The sequence below is a fragment of the Burkholderia cepacia complex sp. TUM26381 genome (assembly GCF_057439935.1).
Genome location: NZ_CM172006.1, coordinates 1,848,238 through 1,866,589, shown reverse-complemented (window position 1 = coordinate 1,866,589; position 18,352 = coordinate 1,848,238). Strand labels below are relative to the sequence as shown.

The 18,352-nt window shown below is 69.4% G+C and carries 16 protein-coding genes; 3 read left to right on the top strand and 13 right to left on the bottom strand.

The annotated features are described in order from the left end of the window. Positions 1-15: 15 nt before the first annotated feature. Positions 16-1,206, bottom strand: a complete 1,191-nt coding sequence (locus ACWMMN_RS08725) for a CaiB/BaiF CoA transferase family protein (RefSeq protein WP_174991509.1) — start codon at positions 1,204-1,206, stop codon at positions 16-18. Between the two features lie 260 nt (positions 1,207-1,466). Here ACWMMN_RS08725 and ACWMMN_RS08720 point away from each other — a divergent pair, with 260 nt between their 5' ends. Further along, complete coding sequence (locus ACWMMN_RS08720) at positions 1,467-2,432, top strand: D-2-hydroxyacid dehydrogenase (protein ID WP_486422571.1); 966 nt, start codon at positions 1,467-1,469, stop codon at positions 2,430-2,432. A gap of 200 nt (positions 2,433-2,632) precedes the next feature. Here ACWMMN_RS08720 and ACWMMN_RS08715 read toward each other — a convergent pair whose 3' ends face one another. The 12 genes from ACWMMN_RS08715 to ACWMMN_RS08660 form a co-directional block, all read right to left on the bottom strand. Beyond that, on the bottom strand, positions 2,633-2,845 hold the full coding sequence (locus ACWMMN_RS08715; RefSeq protein WP_047900698.1) for a hypothetical protein: 213 nt from the start codon (positions 2,843-2,845) through the stop codon (positions 2,633-2,635). A gap of 200 nt (positions 2,846-3,045) precedes the next feature. Next, the gene (locus ACWMMN_RS08710; protein WP_059234165.1) at positions 3,046-3,483 is read right to left on the bottom strand and encodes a hypothetical protein; all 438 of its coding nucleotides are present in this window, start codon (positions 3,481-3,483) and stop codon (positions 3,046-3,048) included. Positions 3,484-3,597: 114 nt separating this feature from the next. After that, positions 3,598-4,521 (bottom strand): ABC transporter permease, encoded by a 924-nt coding sequence (locus ACWMMN_RS08705; RefSeq protein ID WP_059234166.1) that lies wholly within the window; start codon positions 4,519-4,521, stop codon positions 3,598-3,600. After that, on the bottom strand, positions 4,521-5,390 hold the full coding sequence (locus ACWMMN_RS08700) for an ABC transporter permease (protein WP_059234167.1): 870 nt from the start codon (positions 5,388-5,390) through the stop codon (positions 4,521-4,523). The genes ACWMMN_RS08705 and ACWMMN_RS08700 overlap by 1 nt, the downstream gene beginning before the upstream one ends. After that, entirely contained in the window at positions 5,387-6,466 is a 1,080-nt protein-coding gene (locus ACWMMN_RS08695) for an ABC transporter ATP-binding protein (protein WP_174991506.1), read from the bottom strand. The genes ACWMMN_RS08700 and ACWMMN_RS08695 overlap by 4 nt, the downstream gene beginning before the upstream one ends. Before the next feature lie 49 nt (positions 6,467-6,515). Next, positions 6,516-7,682, bottom strand: coding sequence for an ABC transporter substrate-binding protein (locus ACWMMN_RS08690; RefSeq protein WP_059234169.1), 1,167 nt, complete (start codon positions 7,680-7,682; stop codon positions 6,516-6,518). A 308-nt stretch (positions 7,683-7,990) separates the two neighbouring features. Beyond that, positions 7,991-8,566: an RBBP9/YdeN family alpha/beta hydrolase gene (locus ACWMMN_RS08685; RefSeq protein ID WP_059234170.1), complete on the bottom strand. Its 576-nt coding sequence runs from the start codon at positions 8,564-8,566 to the stop codon at positions 7,991-7,993. A gap of 17 nt (positions 8,567-8,583) precedes the next feature. Further along, positions 8,584-9,912, bottom strand: a complete 1,329-nt coding sequence (locus tag ACWMMN_RS08680) for an MFS transporter (RefSeq protein WP_059234171.1) — start codon at positions 9,910-9,912, stop codon at positions 8,584-8,586. Positions 9,913-10,068: 156 nt separating this feature from the next. After that, positions 10,069-11,124, bottom strand: a complete 1,056-nt coding sequence (locus ACWMMN_RS08675; RefSeq protein ID WP_059234172.1) for a beta-keto acid cleavage family enzyme — start codon at positions 11,122-11,124, stop codon at positions 10,069-10,071. Positions 11,125-11,244: 120 nt separating this feature from the next. Beyond that, positions 11,245-12,093 (bottom strand): TauD/TfdA dioxygenase family protein, encoded by an 849-nt coding sequence (locus ACWMMN_RS08670; protein WP_486422570.1) that lies wholly within the window; start codon positions 12,091-12,093, stop codon positions 11,245-11,247. A 10-nt stretch (positions 12,094-12,103) separates the two neighbouring features. Then, positions 12,104-13,084, bottom strand: coding sequence for a quinone oxidoreductase family protein (locus tag ACWMMN_RS08665; RefSeq protein WP_342702118.1), 981 nt, complete (start codon positions 13,082-13,084; stop codon positions 12,104-12,106). Positions 13,085-13,102: 18 nt separating this feature from the next. Beyond that, the gene (locus tag ACWMMN_RS08660; RefSeq protein ID WP_486422569.1) at positions 13,103-14,020 is read right to left on the bottom strand and encodes a universal stress protein; all 918 of its coding nucleotides are present in this window, start codon (positions 14,018-14,020) and stop codon (positions 13,103-13,105) included. A 243-nt stretch (positions 14,021-14,263) separates the two neighbouring features. Here ACWMMN_RS08660 and ACWMMN_RS08655 point away from each other — a divergent pair, with 243 nt between their 5' ends. Both ACWMMN_RS08655 and ACWMMN_RS08650 read left to right on the top strand, forming a co-directional pair. Next, a complete protein-coding gene (locus tag ACWMMN_RS08655) occupies positions 14,264-16,957 on the top strand; it encodes a winged helix-turn-helix domain-containing protein (protein ID WP_059234179.1) in 2,694 nt (897 codons plus the stop codon). A 230-nt stretch (positions 16,958-17,187) separates the two neighbouring features. Continuing rightward, positions 17,188-18,312: a porin gene (locus ACWMMN_RS08650; protein WP_342702113.1), complete on the top strand. Its 1,125-nt coding sequence runs from the start codon at positions 17,188-17,190 to the stop codon at positions 18,310-18,312. Positions 18,313-18,352 lie beyond the last annotated feature (40 nt).

The following is an 18,352-nucleotide window of genomic DNA, read 5'->3' as shown; positions in this document are numbered from 1 at the left end:
TCTCCCGAGTCCGGTTCAGATCACGCCGCGCGTGCGCCAGTCGTCGCGTGTCGCGGCACCGATGCCGAGCGATTCGAGTACCGCGTCGGTATCCGCGCCGAGCGCGGGCGCCGGACGCTCGATGCGCCCGGGCGTGGCCTCGAGTTTCGGCACGATGCCCGGCACGAGCACGGGCGTGCCGTCGGGCAGCGCGGCGTCGACGATCATGTCGCGTGCGCGGTAGTGCGGGTCGGCCGCGATGTCGGCCACGTCGTAGATGCGCCCGGACGGAATGCGTGCTTCGTTCAGTGCCGCGAGCACCGCGTCGAGATCGTGGCGCGCGCTCCACTCGCCGATCGCCGCGTCGATACGCTCGACCTGTGCGACGCGCCCGTCGTTGTGCGCGAGCGCGGGATCGTTGCCGAGATCGGGCCGGCCGATCAGTTCCATCAGACGCCGGAAGATGCTGTCGCCGTTGCCGGCGATCAGCGCGTACTTGCCGTCGCGGCAGCGGTACGCGTTGGTCGGCGCGATGCCGGGCAGGCTGCTGCCGGCCGGCGCGCGCACCGCGCCGAACGCCGAGTATTCGGGCAGCAGGCTTTCCATCAGGTTGAACACCGATTCGTACAGCGCGACGTCGACGACCTGCCCCTTGCCGCCCTGCTGCTCGCGATGCCGCAGCGCGAGCAGCACGCCGATCACGCCGTGCAGCGCCGACAGCGAATCGCCAAGCGAGATGCCGACACGCACCGGCGTGCGGCCGGGCTCGCCCGTCAGGTGCCGCAGGCCGCCCATCGCCTCGGCGATCACGCCGAAGCCGGGTCGGTCGCGGTACGGGCCCGTCTGCCCGAAGCCCGACACGCGCAGCATCACGAGCCCCGGATTGATCGCGGACAGCGCGTCCCAGCCGAGCCCCCAGCCTTCGAGCGTGCCGGGCCGGAAATTCTCGATCAGCACGTCGGTCTCGGCGACGAGGCGGCGCACGACGTCCTGGCCTTCGGGCGTGCGCAGGTCGAGCGTGAGCGAGGTCTTGTTGCGCGACTGCGCAGCCCACCAGACCGACGTGCCGTCGTGCAGCAGCCGCCATTTGCGCAGCGGGTCGCCGACGCCGGGCGGCTCCACCTTGATCACGTCCGCGCCGAATTCGGCGAGCATCCGGCCCGCGAACGGCCCGGCGATCAGTTGGCCGAGTTCCAGCACGCGAATGCCGTCGAGGGGTCGTGTCATGGCTGTCTCCGATCAAATCGTGTAGTCGATGACGGCGATCATGACGGCGTTCGCGCACCGCGAAAATCGATCGATGCTCAACCAGCCTTTCCGAAACGGAAAGGCACGCGCCGGGCGAGTGTCGCGTCGGCTGTCGTGCGGTGCGCCAGCCTTTCCATCCGGGAAAGCGCACTCGCGCAACGGTCAAACGACGACGGCGCGCGCCGCCGGCAGAATCGAAGCCGTTCCGCGCCACCGGGCGCCTGTCAGCGAGACCTGCCATGTTTTCCGTTTCCTCTCCCGCGAAGATCGTGTTTCTCGACCGCGCGACGCTGTCGCCGCAAACCGTGCTGAAGCCGTTCCCGTTTCCGCACGTGATGCAGACGTTCGACCGCACGGCCGCGCACGAGGTCGCCGCGCGCATCGGCGACGCGGACATCGTCGTGACCAACAAGGTGCGGCTCGATGCGGCCGCCTTAGCCGACGCGCGGCAACTGCGGATGGTCGCGATCGCCGCGACCGGCACGGACATCGTCGATCTCGATGCGTGCGCGGCGCGCGAGATCGTCGTGAGCAACATCCGCGGCTATGCGGTTCGCACGGTGCCCGAGCACACGTTCGCGCTGATTTTTGCGCTGCGCCGTAGTCTCCTCGCCTATCGCGACGCGGTGCGCGCGGGGCGCTGGCTCGACAGCGGACAGTTCTGCTTTTTCGATCATCCGATCCGCGACCTGGCCGGTTCGACGCTGGGCATCGTCGGCGACGGCGTGCTCGGCCGCGCGGTGGCCGGCATCGCCCGTGCGCTCGACATGCGCGTGCTGTTCGCGGCGCACGGCGATGCCGCAGGTGACGACCACGCGCCGCTCGACACGCTGCTGCGCGTCAGCGACGTGATCACGCTGCACTGCCCGCTCACGCCCGCGACGCGACACCTGGTCGATGCGGACGCGTTCGCGCGGATGGCGCGCCGGCCGCTGCTGATCAACACCGCGCGCGGCGGGCTCGTGGACGAAAGCGCGCTCGTCGACGCGTTGCAGTCGGGGCAGATCGCCGGCGCGGGGTTCGACGTGGTCACGCAGGAGCCGCTGCCGGCCGCGCATCCGTTCCACGCGATCCTGTCGCATCCAGCCTTCATCCTGACGCCGCATGTTGCGTGGGCGAGCGACGAGGCGATGCAGGCGCTCGCCGATCAGCTCGTCGACAACGTTGCCGCGTTCGCCGGTGGCGAACCGCGGCATGTCGTGTAGCGCTGCAAGCACAAACGGAACGGCCCCGCTCGATTGCTCGAAGCGGGGCCGACTGAATTCGGGGGCGGCTTACGCCGGCGACTCGGCGCGTAACGGGTTCGTGCATCAGCCCGGTCGTGAGGCTGGTTTCTGAATGCCTGTTGAGCGCTACTTTGGGGAATTCAGGCCGACGACGCGGTAGGGCTAATCCGGAAAGCCGCTCAGTACGCGGACATCTCGACGCAAGGATCGACCTTGGACGGCGAGCAGATCACCGAGTACTTGGCGCTCTCGCGCATCAGCGCTTCGCCTTCGTGCAGCGCGATCTTGATCTCGGGGTGACGCTCGTACGCGAGGAATGCCGAGCACATGACGGCGGACATCACGACGAGGGAAAACACAAATTTTTCAAGGGTTTGGAAACGTTCAGGCATGGTTCGACCTTTCTCTTAGGCCGTGATTATACCCTGAGATAAGGGTTTTCCCTATACGTCAGCCCGCATACCGAGGATGCATTCAATCGAGATCGGGCCAGGTGCTCGCGCCCCTTTTCCGACCAAGCCGCGAGACGGGGCGGCCTGCCAGGCCGGGGCCGCGTGCCGGGAGAAGGAGAAGAAGGCTGGCAGCCGGCGCGTCACTGCGGCGCCGACGCGCCGCTGGCCGCATTGCCCGGCCAGGCCTTGCCGATATGGTCGATCAGCGATTTCGCGGTGCCCGTCACGAGCGCCGCATCGACGCCCGAGGTCTGCCACGAGCCGTCGGCGGCCTTCACGAAGGTCAGGTTCGCGCGCGACGGCGAGTAATCGGCGTTGCGCCACGTGACGACGACGTCACACGAATACGTGCGATCGCCGAGCTTCTTGCAGTCGCCGTCGGGCTTGGCCGACACGACATCGGCCGATACGGGCAGCGGCTGGCCGAACAGCGCGTTCAGGCCGCCGTGATTTTCCGCTTCGAGCGCGCGGCGCACGGCCGCGTCGACGTCGCTCGATCCGGGACCGTCGTGGAGCAGGTTGCAGGCGGCCAGCAGCGTCGAGGCGCCGGCGAGTGTCAGCAGCGTTTGAAACTTCATGGATATCCGTCGATCGGGTGAACGCCGCGTAGTCTGCAACGTCCGCGTGCCGGGCGCGGTATCCATTTGTAACCAATTGCACGGATGGCCGGCACGACCGCGTGACGCCCTCGCCTATTGACGCTCCTGCTTCACGCGGCTGACCAGCTGCGTCGGGCTCACGAACTGCAACGCGATCACGACCCACACGAGCGTGATCGCCATGTAGATCATCGCCATCGCGTCGATCGACTGTGGCGCGCGCACGCCGGTCGAGAACACCGCGTAATACAGCGCGACGACGAGCGTCTGCGTGCTCGGCCCCGCGGTGAAGAACGTCAGCTCGAACATCCCGATCGTGCGCACCAGCACCAGCAGCCCGGCCGCGAGCATGCCGGGCACCAGCAGCGGCAGCAGCACGTAGCGGAAATAGCGCCACGTGTTCGCGCCGAAGATGCGCGCGGCGGCTTCGAGGTTCGGATCGATCTGCTCGATGAACGGCGTCATCACGAGGATCACGAACGGCAGCGCCGGCACGAGGTTCGCGAGGATCACGCCGGGCAGCGTGCCCGCGAGCCCGATCTTGTACATCACGGTCGCCATCGGGATCCCGTACGTGACGGGCGGCACCATCAGCGGCAGCAGGAACACCAGCAGCGCAAGGCGCTTGCCGCGAAACTGCACGCGCGCGAGCGCATACGCGGCCGGCACGCCGAGCGCGATCGACAGCAGCACGACCGCGCCGACGACTTCGACGGTCACCCACAACACGCTCGCGAGCTGGAAGTCCTCCCACGCCTTCGCGTACCAGTGCAGCGTGAAGCCTTGCGGCAGCGGCGTGCCGAACCAGCGCGTCGCGACCGAATTCACCGCGACGGTCGCGATCAGCAGCATCACGTTCAGCAGGAAGAACGCCATCAGCCCCCAGACGAGCGCCTTCCAGGCACGGCCGGCGAGGTTGCTTTTCATCCGGTGCGGTTTCCTTGCGTCGACGGGCCGCGCGTCGGGCGCGTCATGCTTCGGCGGCCAGGTGCGCGCGGCATGATTGTCGGTCGCCATCAGCCCTTGCCTCCCGTGACCGCGCCCGTATAGAAGAAGCGGCGCGCGCCGAGCATCGACGCGACCACCAGCAACTGCACGAAGCCCATCACGATCGCGATCGCCGACGCGAGCGAATAGTCGTAGCTCTCGAATGCGGCTTCGGCCGCCGCGATCGAGATCACGCGTGTCGGCCCGGCCGGCGCACCGAGCAGCACGGCCGACGGGAACACCGAGAACGCCTGCACGAACGACAGGCACGCGGCCATCGTGAGCCCCGGCACGAGCAGCGGCAGGTAGATCTGCCGGAACTGTTGCCACGGGTTCGCGCCGAGTGTCGCGGCCGCACGCGCGAGCGTCGGGTCGATGCCGCTGATGTACGACAGCATCAGCAGGAACGCGAACGGAAAGCCCGACACGATCAGCGACAGCAGCACGCCCCAGTAGTTGTGCGTGAGGCGCACTTCGTCGGTGTACAGGTGCAGCCCCTGCAGCGCCTGCGGAAACCAGCCGTTCGGCCCGAAATACGTGAGCATCCCGTCGGCGACGAGCACCGTGCCGAGCGTGACGGGAATCACGAGCAGCGTCGTGACGAATTTCTGGTACGGCGAATTGCGGCGCAGCGCGAACGCGACGGGCACCGCGATGCCGACGTTGAGCAGCGTCGCCGGCACCGCGAGCTTCAGCGTGACGAGCACGGTCGGCCACATCGCGGTATCGGTGAAGAACTGCACGTAGTTCGCGAGCGCGCCGCCGCCGTTCATCGGCTGGAACGACAGCACGAGGCCGTACGCGAACGGATAGATGAACAGCGCGACGATGAACGCAAGCGCGGGCGTGACGAGCCACGCCTTCGGGTCGCGCGGCGCGCCGGACGCGAGCGTGCTCATGCGGGCTCCGCGGCGTAGACGAGCGTACGCGACGGCGCGACGCGCAGCCTCAAGCGCTCGCCTTCCGCGAATTCGCCGGCGACACGCGCCCAGATCGCGCCGAACGGCGTGACCGCACGGATCAGCGAATCGCGGCCGCCGTATTCGACCGTTTCGACGGTCGCATCGAATGCGTTGTCGCCGCCCGCGTCCGCGCGCTCGATGTCGTCGGGACGCAGTGCGACCACGACGTCCTTCGCGTCGAAGCCGGCCATCGGTATCCCCGTGAGCCGTACCCCGCCGGCTGTGATTTGAACGCCATCGCCGGCCATCCCTTCGAGCGTGAACGGCAGCACGTTGCGATAGCCCATGAAGCGCGCGACATGCAGGTTGTGCGGGCGCGTATAGACGTCCTTGGGCGACGCGACCTGCTGCACGACGCCCTCCTTCATCACGACGATGCGGTCGGCCATCGACAACGCTTCATCCTGGTCGTGCGTCACGTAGATCGTCGCGCGTTCGAGCTGCGTGTGGATGCGGCGGATCTCGGCACGCATCTCGATGCGCAGCTTCGTGTCGAGGTTCGACAGCGGCTCGTCCATCAGCACGAGCGGCGGCTCGATCACGATCGCGCGCGCAATCGCGACGCGCTGCTGCTGCCCACCGGACAGTTGTCCCGGCAGCTTGCCCTCGTGGCCGACGAGCTGCACGAGTTCGAGCGCCTGCTGCGCGCGCCGCCGCGTTTCCTGTTTCGGCACGCCGCGCATCTTGAGGCCGAAGCCGACGTTGTCGAGCACCGACATGTGCGGAAACAGCGCGTAGTTCTGGAACACCATCCCGAAGCCGCGGCGCTCGGGCGGCAGCACGTCGATGCGCGCGTCGTCGAGCCAGATGCCGCCGCTCGACAGCGGCTGCAGCCCCGCGATGCAGTTCAGCGCGGTCGACTTGCCGCAGCCCGACGGGCCCAGCAGCGCGATGAATTCGCCGCGCCGGATCTCGAGGTCGAGCCCGTTCAGCGCGGCGACCTGCGCGCCTTCCGAGTTGGTGAAACTGCGGCACACGCCGTCGAGCCGTAACCGTTCGAAACTGTGCTTCATTCCGCGAACTCCATCGACGCGGGCGCCGCGGCGCCCGCCGGTTCAGGCGTCACTTCGACTTCTGCGAACCGATCTCGCGGTCCCACTTCTGGAACGCGGCGACCATCGCCTGCGCGCTGAGCGGCTGCACGTGCGGGCGATCGGCGAGCAGCTTCGCGTACTCGGGGCGGCCGAACTTGCGGACCACCTCCTGGCTGTGCGCGGGCGCCATCTCGAGCGTCACGCCCTTCACCGCGGGGCCCGGATAGAAATAGCCGTCGTCGTAGGTCATCGCCTGCTGCGCCGGTTCGAGCAGGAAGTTCATCAGCTTGAACAGCACGTCGAGCTTTTCCTTCGGCACGCCCTTCGGGATCACCATGTAGTGGGCGTCGTTGACCCACGTCATGTTGTCGAATGCCTGGATTTTGAACTCGGCCGGCACGATGCCGAGCGCGCGCGGGTTGAGGTCCCAGCCCGTGACGGTCACGGTCATGTCGCGCGTGCCTTCGCCGAGTTCCTTCATCACCGCCGACGTGCCGCCCGGGTAGTACGGCACGCAGTCGTTCAGCGCCTTCAGGAACGCCCAGGTCTTGTCCCAGCCGTTGACCGGATCCTGCGGATTCTTGTCGCCGAGCACGTACGGCAGCCCCATCAGGAACGTGCGGCCGGGGCCCGAATTCGCCGGGCGCGCATAGATCAGCTTGTTCGGGTGCGCCTTGCACCAGGCGAGCAGCTGGTCGGGCGTCTTCGGCGGGGTGCTCACCTTCGCCGGGTTGTATTCGAGCAGCGGGCCGGCCGGCATGTAGGTGACTTCGAGGCCGAAGCCCTGCGCGAGATCCTGCATCTTGCGCGGGCCGGGCGCGTACTTGTCGAGCACGCCGGGGAACGCGGCCGCGTCGTCGGGCAGGAGTTTCAACCACAGATTCTGTTCGATGCCCGCGGCCAGCGCGTCGGTGCCCGTCAGCACGAGGTCGATGTCGGAGCGCCCCGCCGCCTGCATCGCCTTGATCTTGCCCGGCAGCTGCGGCGCCGGCGCATTCGTGAACGTGACGTTCGACACGAGGGTCGGGTTCTTGTCCCGGAACGCCTCGATGGCCTTCTGCGTGAGCTGCAGGTTGCCTGCGACGTCGACGATGTTCAGTGACACGGGCGCTGCAACGGCCGCCGCGGCCGTCAGCGTGAAACCCAGTGCGAGTGCGATCCGGCGGACACGGCGAGCGATCGTGGTGGTGTTCATGTCTCCTCACTTCGGTCGGTGGATGGGACCTTTCTTTTCAGGAAATCATGACGGCGTTATACGATGTCGGTCAACAAAAAACCACGACGCGCGGGACGGGACTTTCCCTGACAAAAACCTTCCGTTTGTCAACGATTGGCGTGCTGACCGACATTGTGGAGCGGCGCGGCACCGAATGGGCGGCGTGTTAGGACGTCATATCTCGGTGAAAGGCGAGATGCGATCGGTTCGGGGCCTTATCACGGCTGAGGGTGACGGGAGTCGCGCCGGAACCCGGCCGGGCCGGCGCGTGGTGGAGAGATCTTCAGTCAGGCCGCGCGGAGCGCCGCCACTTCACCGATCAGCCGTTCGGCGTCATGCCACTCGCCATACCCGGACGCCGGGTTCAGGTGTCCGACCTCGCCGAGATCGACGAGCTTGCTGCCCCACCCGGCCGCGAACGCCTCGGCGCGCTCGAAGCGCGCGAGCGGATCGTTGCGGCTCGCGGCGACGATGCTCGGGAACGGCAGCCGTTGCGTCGGCACGGGCGTCCAGCCGTGTGCGTCGATTGCTTCCGGCGACGGATAGCCGGCGGGCATCGGCGTCTCGAGATCGGCCGGCGCCGCGAGCAGCGCGCCGTGGATCGCGCGCGTGGCCTGCAGCGCCCAATGGACGGTAATCATCACGCCCGCGCTGTGCGCGACGAGAATCACGGGGCCGTCGATCGCGGCCAGCGCCGCATCGAGTGCCGCAACGCGTGCGGCGCGGCTCAGCTTGTCGGCTTCGAGCGGTGCGACGGAGCGCGCATTCGGCAAGCGCCGTTCGAGATGCGTCTGCCAGTGGTCTTCGACGTGATCGCGCAAGCCGGGCACGATCAGGATGGTGGGCGCGGTCGCCAGGGTCATGCAGCCTCCGGGAGGGTTCAGGAAAGTTGAGACGCGCGCCGTTCGCGTTCGACGCGCGCGAGATCGGCCGCGTAGCTCGTGCGTCCGATCGCGAACAGCACGGCGGCCGCGAGCGGCACGACGGGAATCCATTGCAGTGCGCCGACGAGGCCGGCGCGATCGGCGGCCCACCCCGTCAGCAGCGGGCCCGGCGCCATGCCGAGCAGGTTGTTCGCGAGCGTGAGCGTCGCGAACGCCGACGCATGGATCGCGGCCGGCGTCAGGTTCGCGACCATCGCGCCCGATGCGCCGGACGCGCCCGCGCCGACCAGCATGCCCGCGCAGATCAACGCGAGCTGCAGCGGCCCCGGCGGCAACCGGAACGCGATCGCGAGGCAAACACCGGTGAGCACGCAATAGGCGATCGCGGTCAGCCATTTGCGCGAGCCGTCGGCACGCCCGACGCGGTCGGTAACGACGCCGCAGCCGACCATCCCGACGCCCGCGATCAGCACGAAGCCGGCCGCGAGCACGGCCGCACGGTCGGGCGCCATCGCGTAGTAGCGGTTCAGGTAGCTCGGCAGCCACGCGAACAGCGCGCCGGGCACGAACAGGTGCAGCCCGCTGCCGAGATACGCGCAGATCACCGAGCGCGACGCGAACAGCCCCGCCATCAGCGCGCGCACGCTGCCGCGCAGGCCGCGCGGCGCGTCGGCGTCGCGCCGGCACGGTTCGACGCGGCACGCGGCGAGCCGCCGCTCGGTCACCACGCAGCGATACGCGACGAGCAGCACGATGCCGAGCGCGGCCATCACGCCGAACGACCAGCGCCAGCCGAGATGCGCGCCGACCAGCCCGCCGAGCGCCATCCCGAACACCGAGCCGAACGCGCCGCCGGCCATGAACGCGCCGGTCAGCGTCGCGCGCAGCCGGGCCGGAAAGATGCTGAGGATCAGCGCGACGCCGACGCTGCCGTACGCGGCTTCGCCGAGCCCGACGAGGCCGCGCGCGACCAGCATTTCCGCGTAGTTGGTCGACAGCGCGCAGCCGAGCGTCGCGACGCTCCACAACGCGGCCATCAGCACGATGCTGCGCACGCGCCCGAAGCGGTCGGCGAGCACCGACAGCGGAAACGTCAGCAGGCCGACCAGCAGCGCAACGACGCCGGACAGCGAGCCGAGCTGCGTGTCCGACAGCGCCCACGCGTGCTTGAGCAGCGGAAACACCGCGTTGAGCACCTGCCGCGACATGTAGTCCGACAGCAGCAGCCCGACGGTCAGTCCGAACACGAGCCACGCATACGCGGGCGCGCGCCGCTCGGTGGCCGCCAGGTCCTGCAGCGACGGCTCGACGTGATGAATCAACATGCGTGTCTCCTCCGGCACCGGGGCGGCAATGCGCCGGCGCGGCTTGCGCGGCCCCGCTCCGTCCGGCGGAGCTTGCCTCGCGCGCCGCGCGAAGATGGGTGCCGCGCCACATCGATCGGCGGGCGGCGCTTGCGGGCCGCCCGGATGCGCTGCGCGTCAGGCCGCGCGCAGCGGCACGCTCAGCTGGCCCGGCCGGCGGTTCGGTGCCATGCCGAGCTGCGCGAGCGTTTCGTCGACGCCGTCGTACTGCACGCCGATCCGGTAGATCGCCTTCGCTTCCTTGCCGGTCGCGATGTCGCGGCCGAGTTCGCGCGCAATCCGCGCGCACTGCTCGACCTGCTGCACCGACGTCATCCGGTTGCCCTTCTGGTCGATGATCGTGTCCTCGATCCCGCAGCGCGGATGCAGGCCCAGCGCCATCGCGACCGTGTTGATCGGCAGCACGTTCTTCATCAGCGATTCGAGCGTGATGCACGCGCCGTCCGGGCAGCGCCGCACGAACTCCATGAAGTTGTACGGATTGGGGCCGTCGAAACCGCCGCCGATGCCGACCCACGTGACGTTCAGCGGGCCGCGGTAGACGCCGCGCCGGATGATCCGTTCGAGCGTTTCGAGCGCATGCATGCCGGTCAGCTGGAAATGCGGCTGGATGCCGGCCGCCTGCAGCCGGCGCAGATGCTCGTCGACCCAGCCCGGGCCGGCCGGCACCGTCATCTCGCGGTACGCGTCCCACAGCGCGGCTTCGTTCAGCGACGTGCCGGCGATGTCCTTGCGGTTCATCAGCTCGGTGATGTTCATCTGCACGGTGTTGATCGCGACCGTCACCTGGTCGGGCTTCGGCGTCAGCTCGGCGAGCATGTGGCGCGTGTCGTCGGACAGCCATTTCGCTTCGGCGCCGTCGCCTTCCGGCGCGAACGAGATCGAGCCGCCGACCTGCAGGATCATGTCGGGCACCGCTTCGCGCAGCCGGCCGAGCAGCTCGTTGAATTTCGACAGCCGCTTGCTGCCCTTGCCGTCGAGTTCGCGCACATGCAGGTGCAGCACGGTCGCGCCTGCGTTGTAGCAGTCGACGGCCTTCTGCACGTGCTCGTCCATCGTCACCGGAATGTCTTCCGGAAAATCGGCCGGCATCCATTCGGGGCCGTACGGCGCGACCGTGATGACCACCTTGTCCTGGTTTTCCGGGTGCAGCGAATCGTCGAGAAATTGCATGTCGTCCTCCAGTGGAAATCGTTGTATTTCGGGCGTACGGGCGTGCGTATCCCGCCGTGCCGGGCGGCGAGCCCGGCGCGTCGTATGTGGGATTGCGGATCGGTTAAGGTGCGGGCGCGCTCAGAACGGCACGTCGCCGACGATGCCCGCGCGCTCCATCCGGCGTACGCACGGCGGGTAGTCCATCACCGCGTAATGCTGCGTGCTGCGGTTGTCCCAGATCGCGACGCTGTTCTTCTTCCAGCGCCAGCGCACCTGGTATTCGGGGATCGTGGCCTGGCTGATCAGGTATTGCAGCAACTGGCCGGCGCCGGGGTTCGCGTCCTGGCCGAAGCGCACGCGGCCGGGCGTGTGGAAGTTCGTGAAATGCGTCGCGAACGCGTTCACGTACAGCACCTTCTCGCCGGTTTCCGGATGCGTGCGCACGACCGGATGCTCGGCATCCGGATACTGCGCCGTCAACGCGAGCCGCTTGTCGATCGGCATCGCCGCGCCGAAGCTCGCCTCGATGCTGTGGCGCGCGCGCAAGTCGGCGATCTGCTGCTTCACGTGGTCCGGCAGGTTCTCGTAGGCGAGCACCATGTTCGCCCACATCGTGTCGCCGCCAACCGGCGGACCCTCGATGCAGCGCAGCACACAGCCGAACGGCGGCGCCACGCGCCAGCTCGCATCGCTGTGCCACGCATTCTCGTAGCGGTCGTTCGGCTGGTCGGGCGACTTGTAGATCCGCACGAGCCCCGGGTGCTCGGGATCGCTGCCGGCGACCGGATGATCCTCGAGCTCGCCGAAGCGCCGTGCGAACGCAACGTGTTCGGCGCGCGTGATGTCCTGGTCACGCAGGAACAGCACGCGATGCCGCAGCAACTGCGCGCGGATTTCGGCGAACAGGCCGTCGTCGTGCACGGCGTCGGCGAGGCTCACATCCAGCAGTTCCGCGCCGAGCGCGCAGGTCAGGGGTTCGACTCGCATGCGCGTCTCCTCAGACGATGAACACCGACGAACCGGTCGTCTTGCGCGATTCGAGATCGCGGTGTGCCTGCGCGGCGTCCTGCAGCGCGTAGCGCTGGTTGATCCCGATCTTGATACGGCCGGCCGCGACGTGCGCGAACAGTTCGCCGGCCAGGTCGTTCTTTTCGGCCGGATCGGCGATGTAGTCGGCCAGCGCCGGGCGCGTCAGGTACAGCGAGCCCTTCATCGCGAGACGCTGCGGATCGAATGGCGGGATCGGGCCCGACGCGGTGCCGACGCACACCATCAGCCCGCGCCGCTTCAGCGAATCGAGCGAGCCTTCGAAGGTGTCCTTGCCGACGCTGTCGAACACGACGTCGACGCCTGCGCCGTTCGTCAGTTCGCGCACGCGCTTCGCGACGTCCTCGCGGCTGTAGTCGATCGCATGGTCGCAGCCGTGGGCGCGGGCGATCGCGGCCTTGTGCTCGCTCGACACGGTGCCGATGACCGTGAGCCCGAGCAGCTTCGCCCATTGCGACACGATCAGCCCGACGCCGCCGGCCGCCGCATGCAGCAGGATCGTGTCGCCCGGCGCGAACGCGTGGATGCGGCGCAGCAGATAGGCCGACGTGAGCCCGCGCATCGTCATCGCGGCGGCGGTCTCGCACGAAATGCCGGCCGGCAGCCGGACGAGCGGCGCGGCCGGGATCAACCGCTCGGTGCTGTACGCGCCAAGCGTGTTCAGGAAGCCCGTGTAAGTCACCCGATCGCCGACGGCGACGTTCGTCACGCCGGGGCCGACGGCCTCGACCACGCCGGCCGCCTCGACGCCGATGCCGGCGGGCAGCGGCACCGGATACAGGCCGCTGCGGAAATACGTGTCGGCGAAATTCAGGCCGACCGCTTCGTGCCGCAGGCGCACCTGGCCGGCGCCCGGATCGCCGACGTCGACTGCCTCCCAGCGCAGCACGTCGGGGCCGCCGGTTTCGTGGAATCGCACTGCATGTGCCATTTTGTTCTCCGTATGTTGTCAGTCCGATGCGCGTCGCGCATCGTCAGGTCCAGTCATGCCCGGCGGCGTCGCGGTTGCGCGGTCCGCCGGCGGTTCGTCCAGTTCGTTCCAGTCCGCGTCGCCCAGGTAGCGCCGCGCGGCCGGGAAAATCACGCCTTCCATCCGCCCCATCTGCTCGAACGCGCCGTGCGCATAGCGAGCCAGCGCTGCGTCGAACGCGGCCGACGGCAGCCCGTCTGCGGCGATCCGGGCGAGCGCGCCGAGCGCTTGCGCGTCGCGCTGCCGCTGGCGGTCGAGTTCGTCCAGTTCGGCCGCGACGCACTCCGCGCGGACGCGCAATGCCGCGAAGAGCCGCGCTTCGGTGGCCGTGCGGAAACGCGCGTCCTGCAGCGCGGCGAGCGAGGCCAGTGCACCCGGTGCGTCGACCGCTTGCCGCTGCAGTTCGTTCGCCGTTGGCCCGGACCCCATCAGCGCCTGCAGCAGCACGCCGGCCATGCGATGCGCATCGAGACAACGCGCCATCACGCGCGCCTCGGCGGGCGTCCGGTGCGACGTGCATACCAGTACCGGCACGGCGCTCGTCGCGAGCAGATGCTGCCGTTGCGTGCATTGCGCCGCATCGGCATCCGGCGGCAGTGCCGCGACGCCAATCAGGTCGCAACCGAGCTCGCCGGCAAGCGCGCCGGGCGATGCGTCGCCGCTGGCCGGGTGGCCGGCCCCCGCGATCGCATGGGACAGGCCCTGCGCCCGCGCGGCGGCTTCCACTTTCGCACCGTGTTCCGGCAGCCGCGCTCCGGATAAACACGAGTCCGGCGCGGCGGCGGGCAGGACGAACGTGACCCGCGCGCCGACCGCCCGCGCCAGTTCCAGTGCATGGCCGATCGCGTCGATGCCGCCGGGCACGCCGTCGACCGTCACGAGCAGATGGCGGTACATCGCGCCGCTCCGCTTATCCGGCGGTCGGCGCGCTGCGCCGTGTGCCGGTCGATACGATCTTCATGGGTGCCCTCCTCGCGGCGTTCGTCATGTATCGGAACCCATGCTATCGACGCGGCGCCGGTGCGGCCCCACTCGTCGCGGGGGGGATTGACGGGCGAATACGGTTCGGCCGATCCTTCCCCCCACGCCCACCCCGGACGCTGGCCCGCACGGCCCCGCCGGATTCCGACTGCTGCCCAGATGGCCCACCCACCCGATCGCGCCGACGCGCCCCCCACCGAACTGGTCCTGAAGACGACCGCGCCGCGCGTGCCGGCGCAGTTGCTCGCCCGCGCGCGGCTGAGCCTCGCCGCGCCGGCGTTCGACGGCCGGCCGGTCACGCTGGTACAGGCGCCGGCCGGGTACGGCAAGACGTCGCTGCTCGCGCAATGGCGCCGCGAAACCCTCGCGCTCGGCCGCGCGGTCGTGTGGCTGTCGGCCGACGAGCGCGACGACGCACCGCGGCTGCTGCAGGGGCTCGTGCAGGCCGTGCGCACCGGCTGCGCGCGGCCCGGCTTCGGGCGGCTGATCCCGGGCGGTGCGGCGCGCGCGCTGGACGGCCTGACCGCGTGGCTCGCCGAAGTCGCGCAACTGTCGATGGACGCGCTGCTGATCGTCGACGATGCCGAGCGGCTGCCGGGCGCCGGCCTCGACGCGCTGATCTACGTGCTGCACAACGCGCCGCAGAACCTGCATGTCGTCGTCGCCGCGCGGCGCGGGCTCGATCACGCGGCCGGCGATCTGCTCGCCGGCGGGCAATGCACGCTCGCGGGCCCCGACTGGCTGCGCTTCACGCTCGACGAGACGATCGCGCTGGTCGGTGCGCGCTTCGCGCAACGGGTGGACGCCGACGGGTGCGCGCGGCTGTTCGAACGTGTCGACGGCTGGCCGCTCGGGCTGCAGCTCGCGATGGCCGCGATGGCGCGCTCGGCCGATCCGCGCCAGGCGGTCGACGCGCTCGCCGCACGCATGGACGGCACGCGCGACCGGCTCGTCGAACTGCTGCTCGCGAACCAGTCGGCTGACGACACCGCGTTCCTGACACGCACGAGCGTCGCCGATCGCCTGCATCCGTCGTTGTGCGCGGCGCTGCTCGACGATGCGAACGCACCCGACCGGCTCGCACGGCTCGCGCGCGACACGCCGCTGTTCATTGCATCGGACGATTCGGACTGGTGCCGGCTGCATCCGCTCGTGCGCGACACGCTGCGCGACCGCCTGGCCACACGTTCCGACGCCGAGCGCAGCACGCTGCATGCGCGCGCGGCCGCATGGCTCGATGCGCACGGGATGAGCGAGGAAGCCGCGCGCCACGCGTACGCGGCCGGCCAGTTCGAGACCGCGTACGCGCTCGCGCAGCGCTGCCTCGAGGATGCGATCAAGCAGGGCCGTATCAACGATGTGCTCGACTGGCTCGCGCTGCTGCCCGACGCGGAACTCGACAAGCGCCCGACGCTACGGATCGCGGTCGCATGGGCGCTGGCGCTCGGCGAGCGTCATGTCGAGGCGCAGCGCCAGATCGCGGGGATCCTCGCGGATGGCGGCACGCCGGCCGCGATGCGCTACGAATGCGCGCTGATCCTCAGCGCGGCCGCGTATTACGCCGACGAAATCGACCGCTTCGTCGAGCTGTTCGAGCCGTGGGCCGACTTCACGCCGCCGGCGGCGACATGGCTCGCGCAGATGCACGCGAACCGGCTGTCGGCGCGCGCGATCATCGTCGGCGAACCCGCGCAGGCGCGCCGTTTCCAGCAGGCCGCACCGCGCGGCGAAACGGCGGCCGGGTTCGGCTATGTCGCTCGCTGGGGCGAGCTGATCGCGGGCCTGAGCTACCTGCGCGAAGGCCAGATCCGGCTCGCGGACGACGTGCTGTCGCCGGCGCTGGCGCGTGCGGAGGCCGATCTCGGGCGCCGCCATCCGCTGACCTGCATGTTCGCGGCGATGTGCGCGGCCATCGCGTACGAGGCCGATCGCGTCGACCAGGCGGCCGCGTTGCTCGCGAACCGGCTCGACGTGCTCGAACACGCGGGCACGCCCGATACCGTGCTGCTCGGCTATCGCACGGCCGCGCGCATCGCGCTGCTGCGCGGCGTCGAGCATCGCGCGATCGACCTGCTCGAAGCGCTCGACGCGATGGGTGTCGCGCGCCGGCTGCCGCGCCTGTCGGTCGCGAGCCTTGCCGAGCAGGTGCGCATTCACGCGGCGCGCTATCGCGAGGCCACCTGCCATGCGCTCGTCGAGCGGATCGACGCGATCGCCGCGGCGCAATTTCCGGCGCACGGGCCGTTGTGGCGGCGCCCCGTCGTGCTGCTGCAGGCGACCGCGCATGCGGGCGCGGCGCTCGCCGCGCGCCGCTGGGACGATGCGAGCGCGGCGCTCGACGAAGCGGCCGTGCTGGCCCGCGAAATGAGCATGGGGCGCGAGCGCATCGAGATCATGGCGCTCAGCGCGTTCGCGCTCGAACAGTCGGGGCATGGCGGCCGCACGCTGCTCGACGAGGCGATGAATCTCGCCGACATGTTCGGACTCACGCGCACGCTTGCCGACGCGCATCCGGCCGTCGCCGACTGGGCGCGCCGCGTCGGCGACGAGGCGCTCGCCGGCGACGGCCCCGCCCGGCACGCGCTGCCGCAGCCGCGGATCGTGCCGCCGGCCCCGCGCGGTGCGGCGAGCCCGCGCGCGGTGCCGAGCGTCGTGCTGACGCCGAAGGAGCGCGCGATCCTCGAGCTGCTCGCACGCAACCTGTCGAACAAGGAGATCGCGGTCGCGCTCGCCGTCGGCGAGGAAACCGTGAAATGGCACCTGAAGAACCTGTTCGGCAAGCTCGACGCGAGCTCGCGCAAGCATGCGGTGCGCCGCGCGCTGGTGCTCGGGCTGCTCGAAAGCGCGCCCTGAGATCGGCCTGAATCCCTTGCCCCTGGCCGCATAGCCGCCCGTCCCTCCCCGTTCGATTCTCCGCAACCCTGCCCCCCGTGCGTGGGGGGGAGCGGCTGCCCGCCGTTGCGTAGTCTTTCCGCACGGCTCGCACCGGCGCCGCTTGTCGCGCCCTCCCGCCTGCCTCGATGTTGCCCCGCTTTACCCGGACGGGCTCGATCCCGTCCGGCCCATGACAACCCGGAGACTTCATGAAGACGAAACTGGCCGCGCTCGCGGCGCTTGCCGGCTGTTCGGCCCTCGCGCACGCGCAATCCTCCGTCACGCTCTACGGCGTGATCGACTCGGGCCTGCTGTACCAGAGCACGTCGGCTGCGTCGTTCAGCCCGACCGCGCCGAATACGGGCAAGGTGTTCCGCATGAAGGACGGCGGCATCTATTCGAGCTTCTGGGGCATCCGCGGCAGCGAGGACATCGGCGGCGGCTACAAGGTCAACTTCAAGCTGCAGGGTTCGTTCGACAGCGGGACCGGCAAGCTGCAGCTGAGCGATACGCCGGGCGCCGTCGCGATCTTCAACCAGGTCGCGTCGCTCGGCGTGTCGGGCCCGTTCGGCTCGTTTACGGCCGGCCGCCAGATCGTGCCGATGATCTATGCGATGGCCGACACCGACGTGCGCAACGCGCAGTTCTTCGGCAGCGTGCTGACCGCATGGCTCGGCCTGAACACCGCCGCCGGCTGGCCGGGCACGAGCACCAACGGCGCGATCGGCGCGCTGTACGACAGCAATGCGCTCGTCTATCAGTCGCCGGCGTTCGCGGGCGCGACGATCGCACTCGAATACGCGCCGGGCGGCGTCGCCGGGCAGTTCCAGGGCGGCACGCGCGAGTCCGTCGTGCTCAGGTATGCGAACTACGGGCTGAACGCGTCGGCCGTCTACTACAACGGGCACGATACGAATCCGGCGCCGGGCGTCGCGCCGACCGGCGTCGACAACAATCGCTTTTTTTACGTCGGCGCGAAATACACGATCCACGACTTTTCGGTGTCGGCGTCGTACGGCAACGGCAGGAATCCGTCGCATGCGGACAAGGTGAACCTCGACATGCTGTCGGCCGGCGTCGGATACCGCTTCACGCCCGCGTTGCAGGTCACGTCCGCCGTGTACTACCTGAAGGATCGCAACCGCTCGGAGAACCGTTCGACGGCGGTTGTGCTCGCGGCCGACTACAGCCTGTCGAAGCGGACGATGGTCTATGCGCAGGTCGGCCGCGTGAACAACCGCGGCACGATGGACCAGATGCTCGTGTACGGGCAGCCGGTCGCGCCCGGCGTCGGCACGACGGCCGCGATGATCGGGCTGCGGCACAACTTCTGACGGCTTCGGGCGGGGTGGCGGCGGCCGGCCGAGGCCGGCG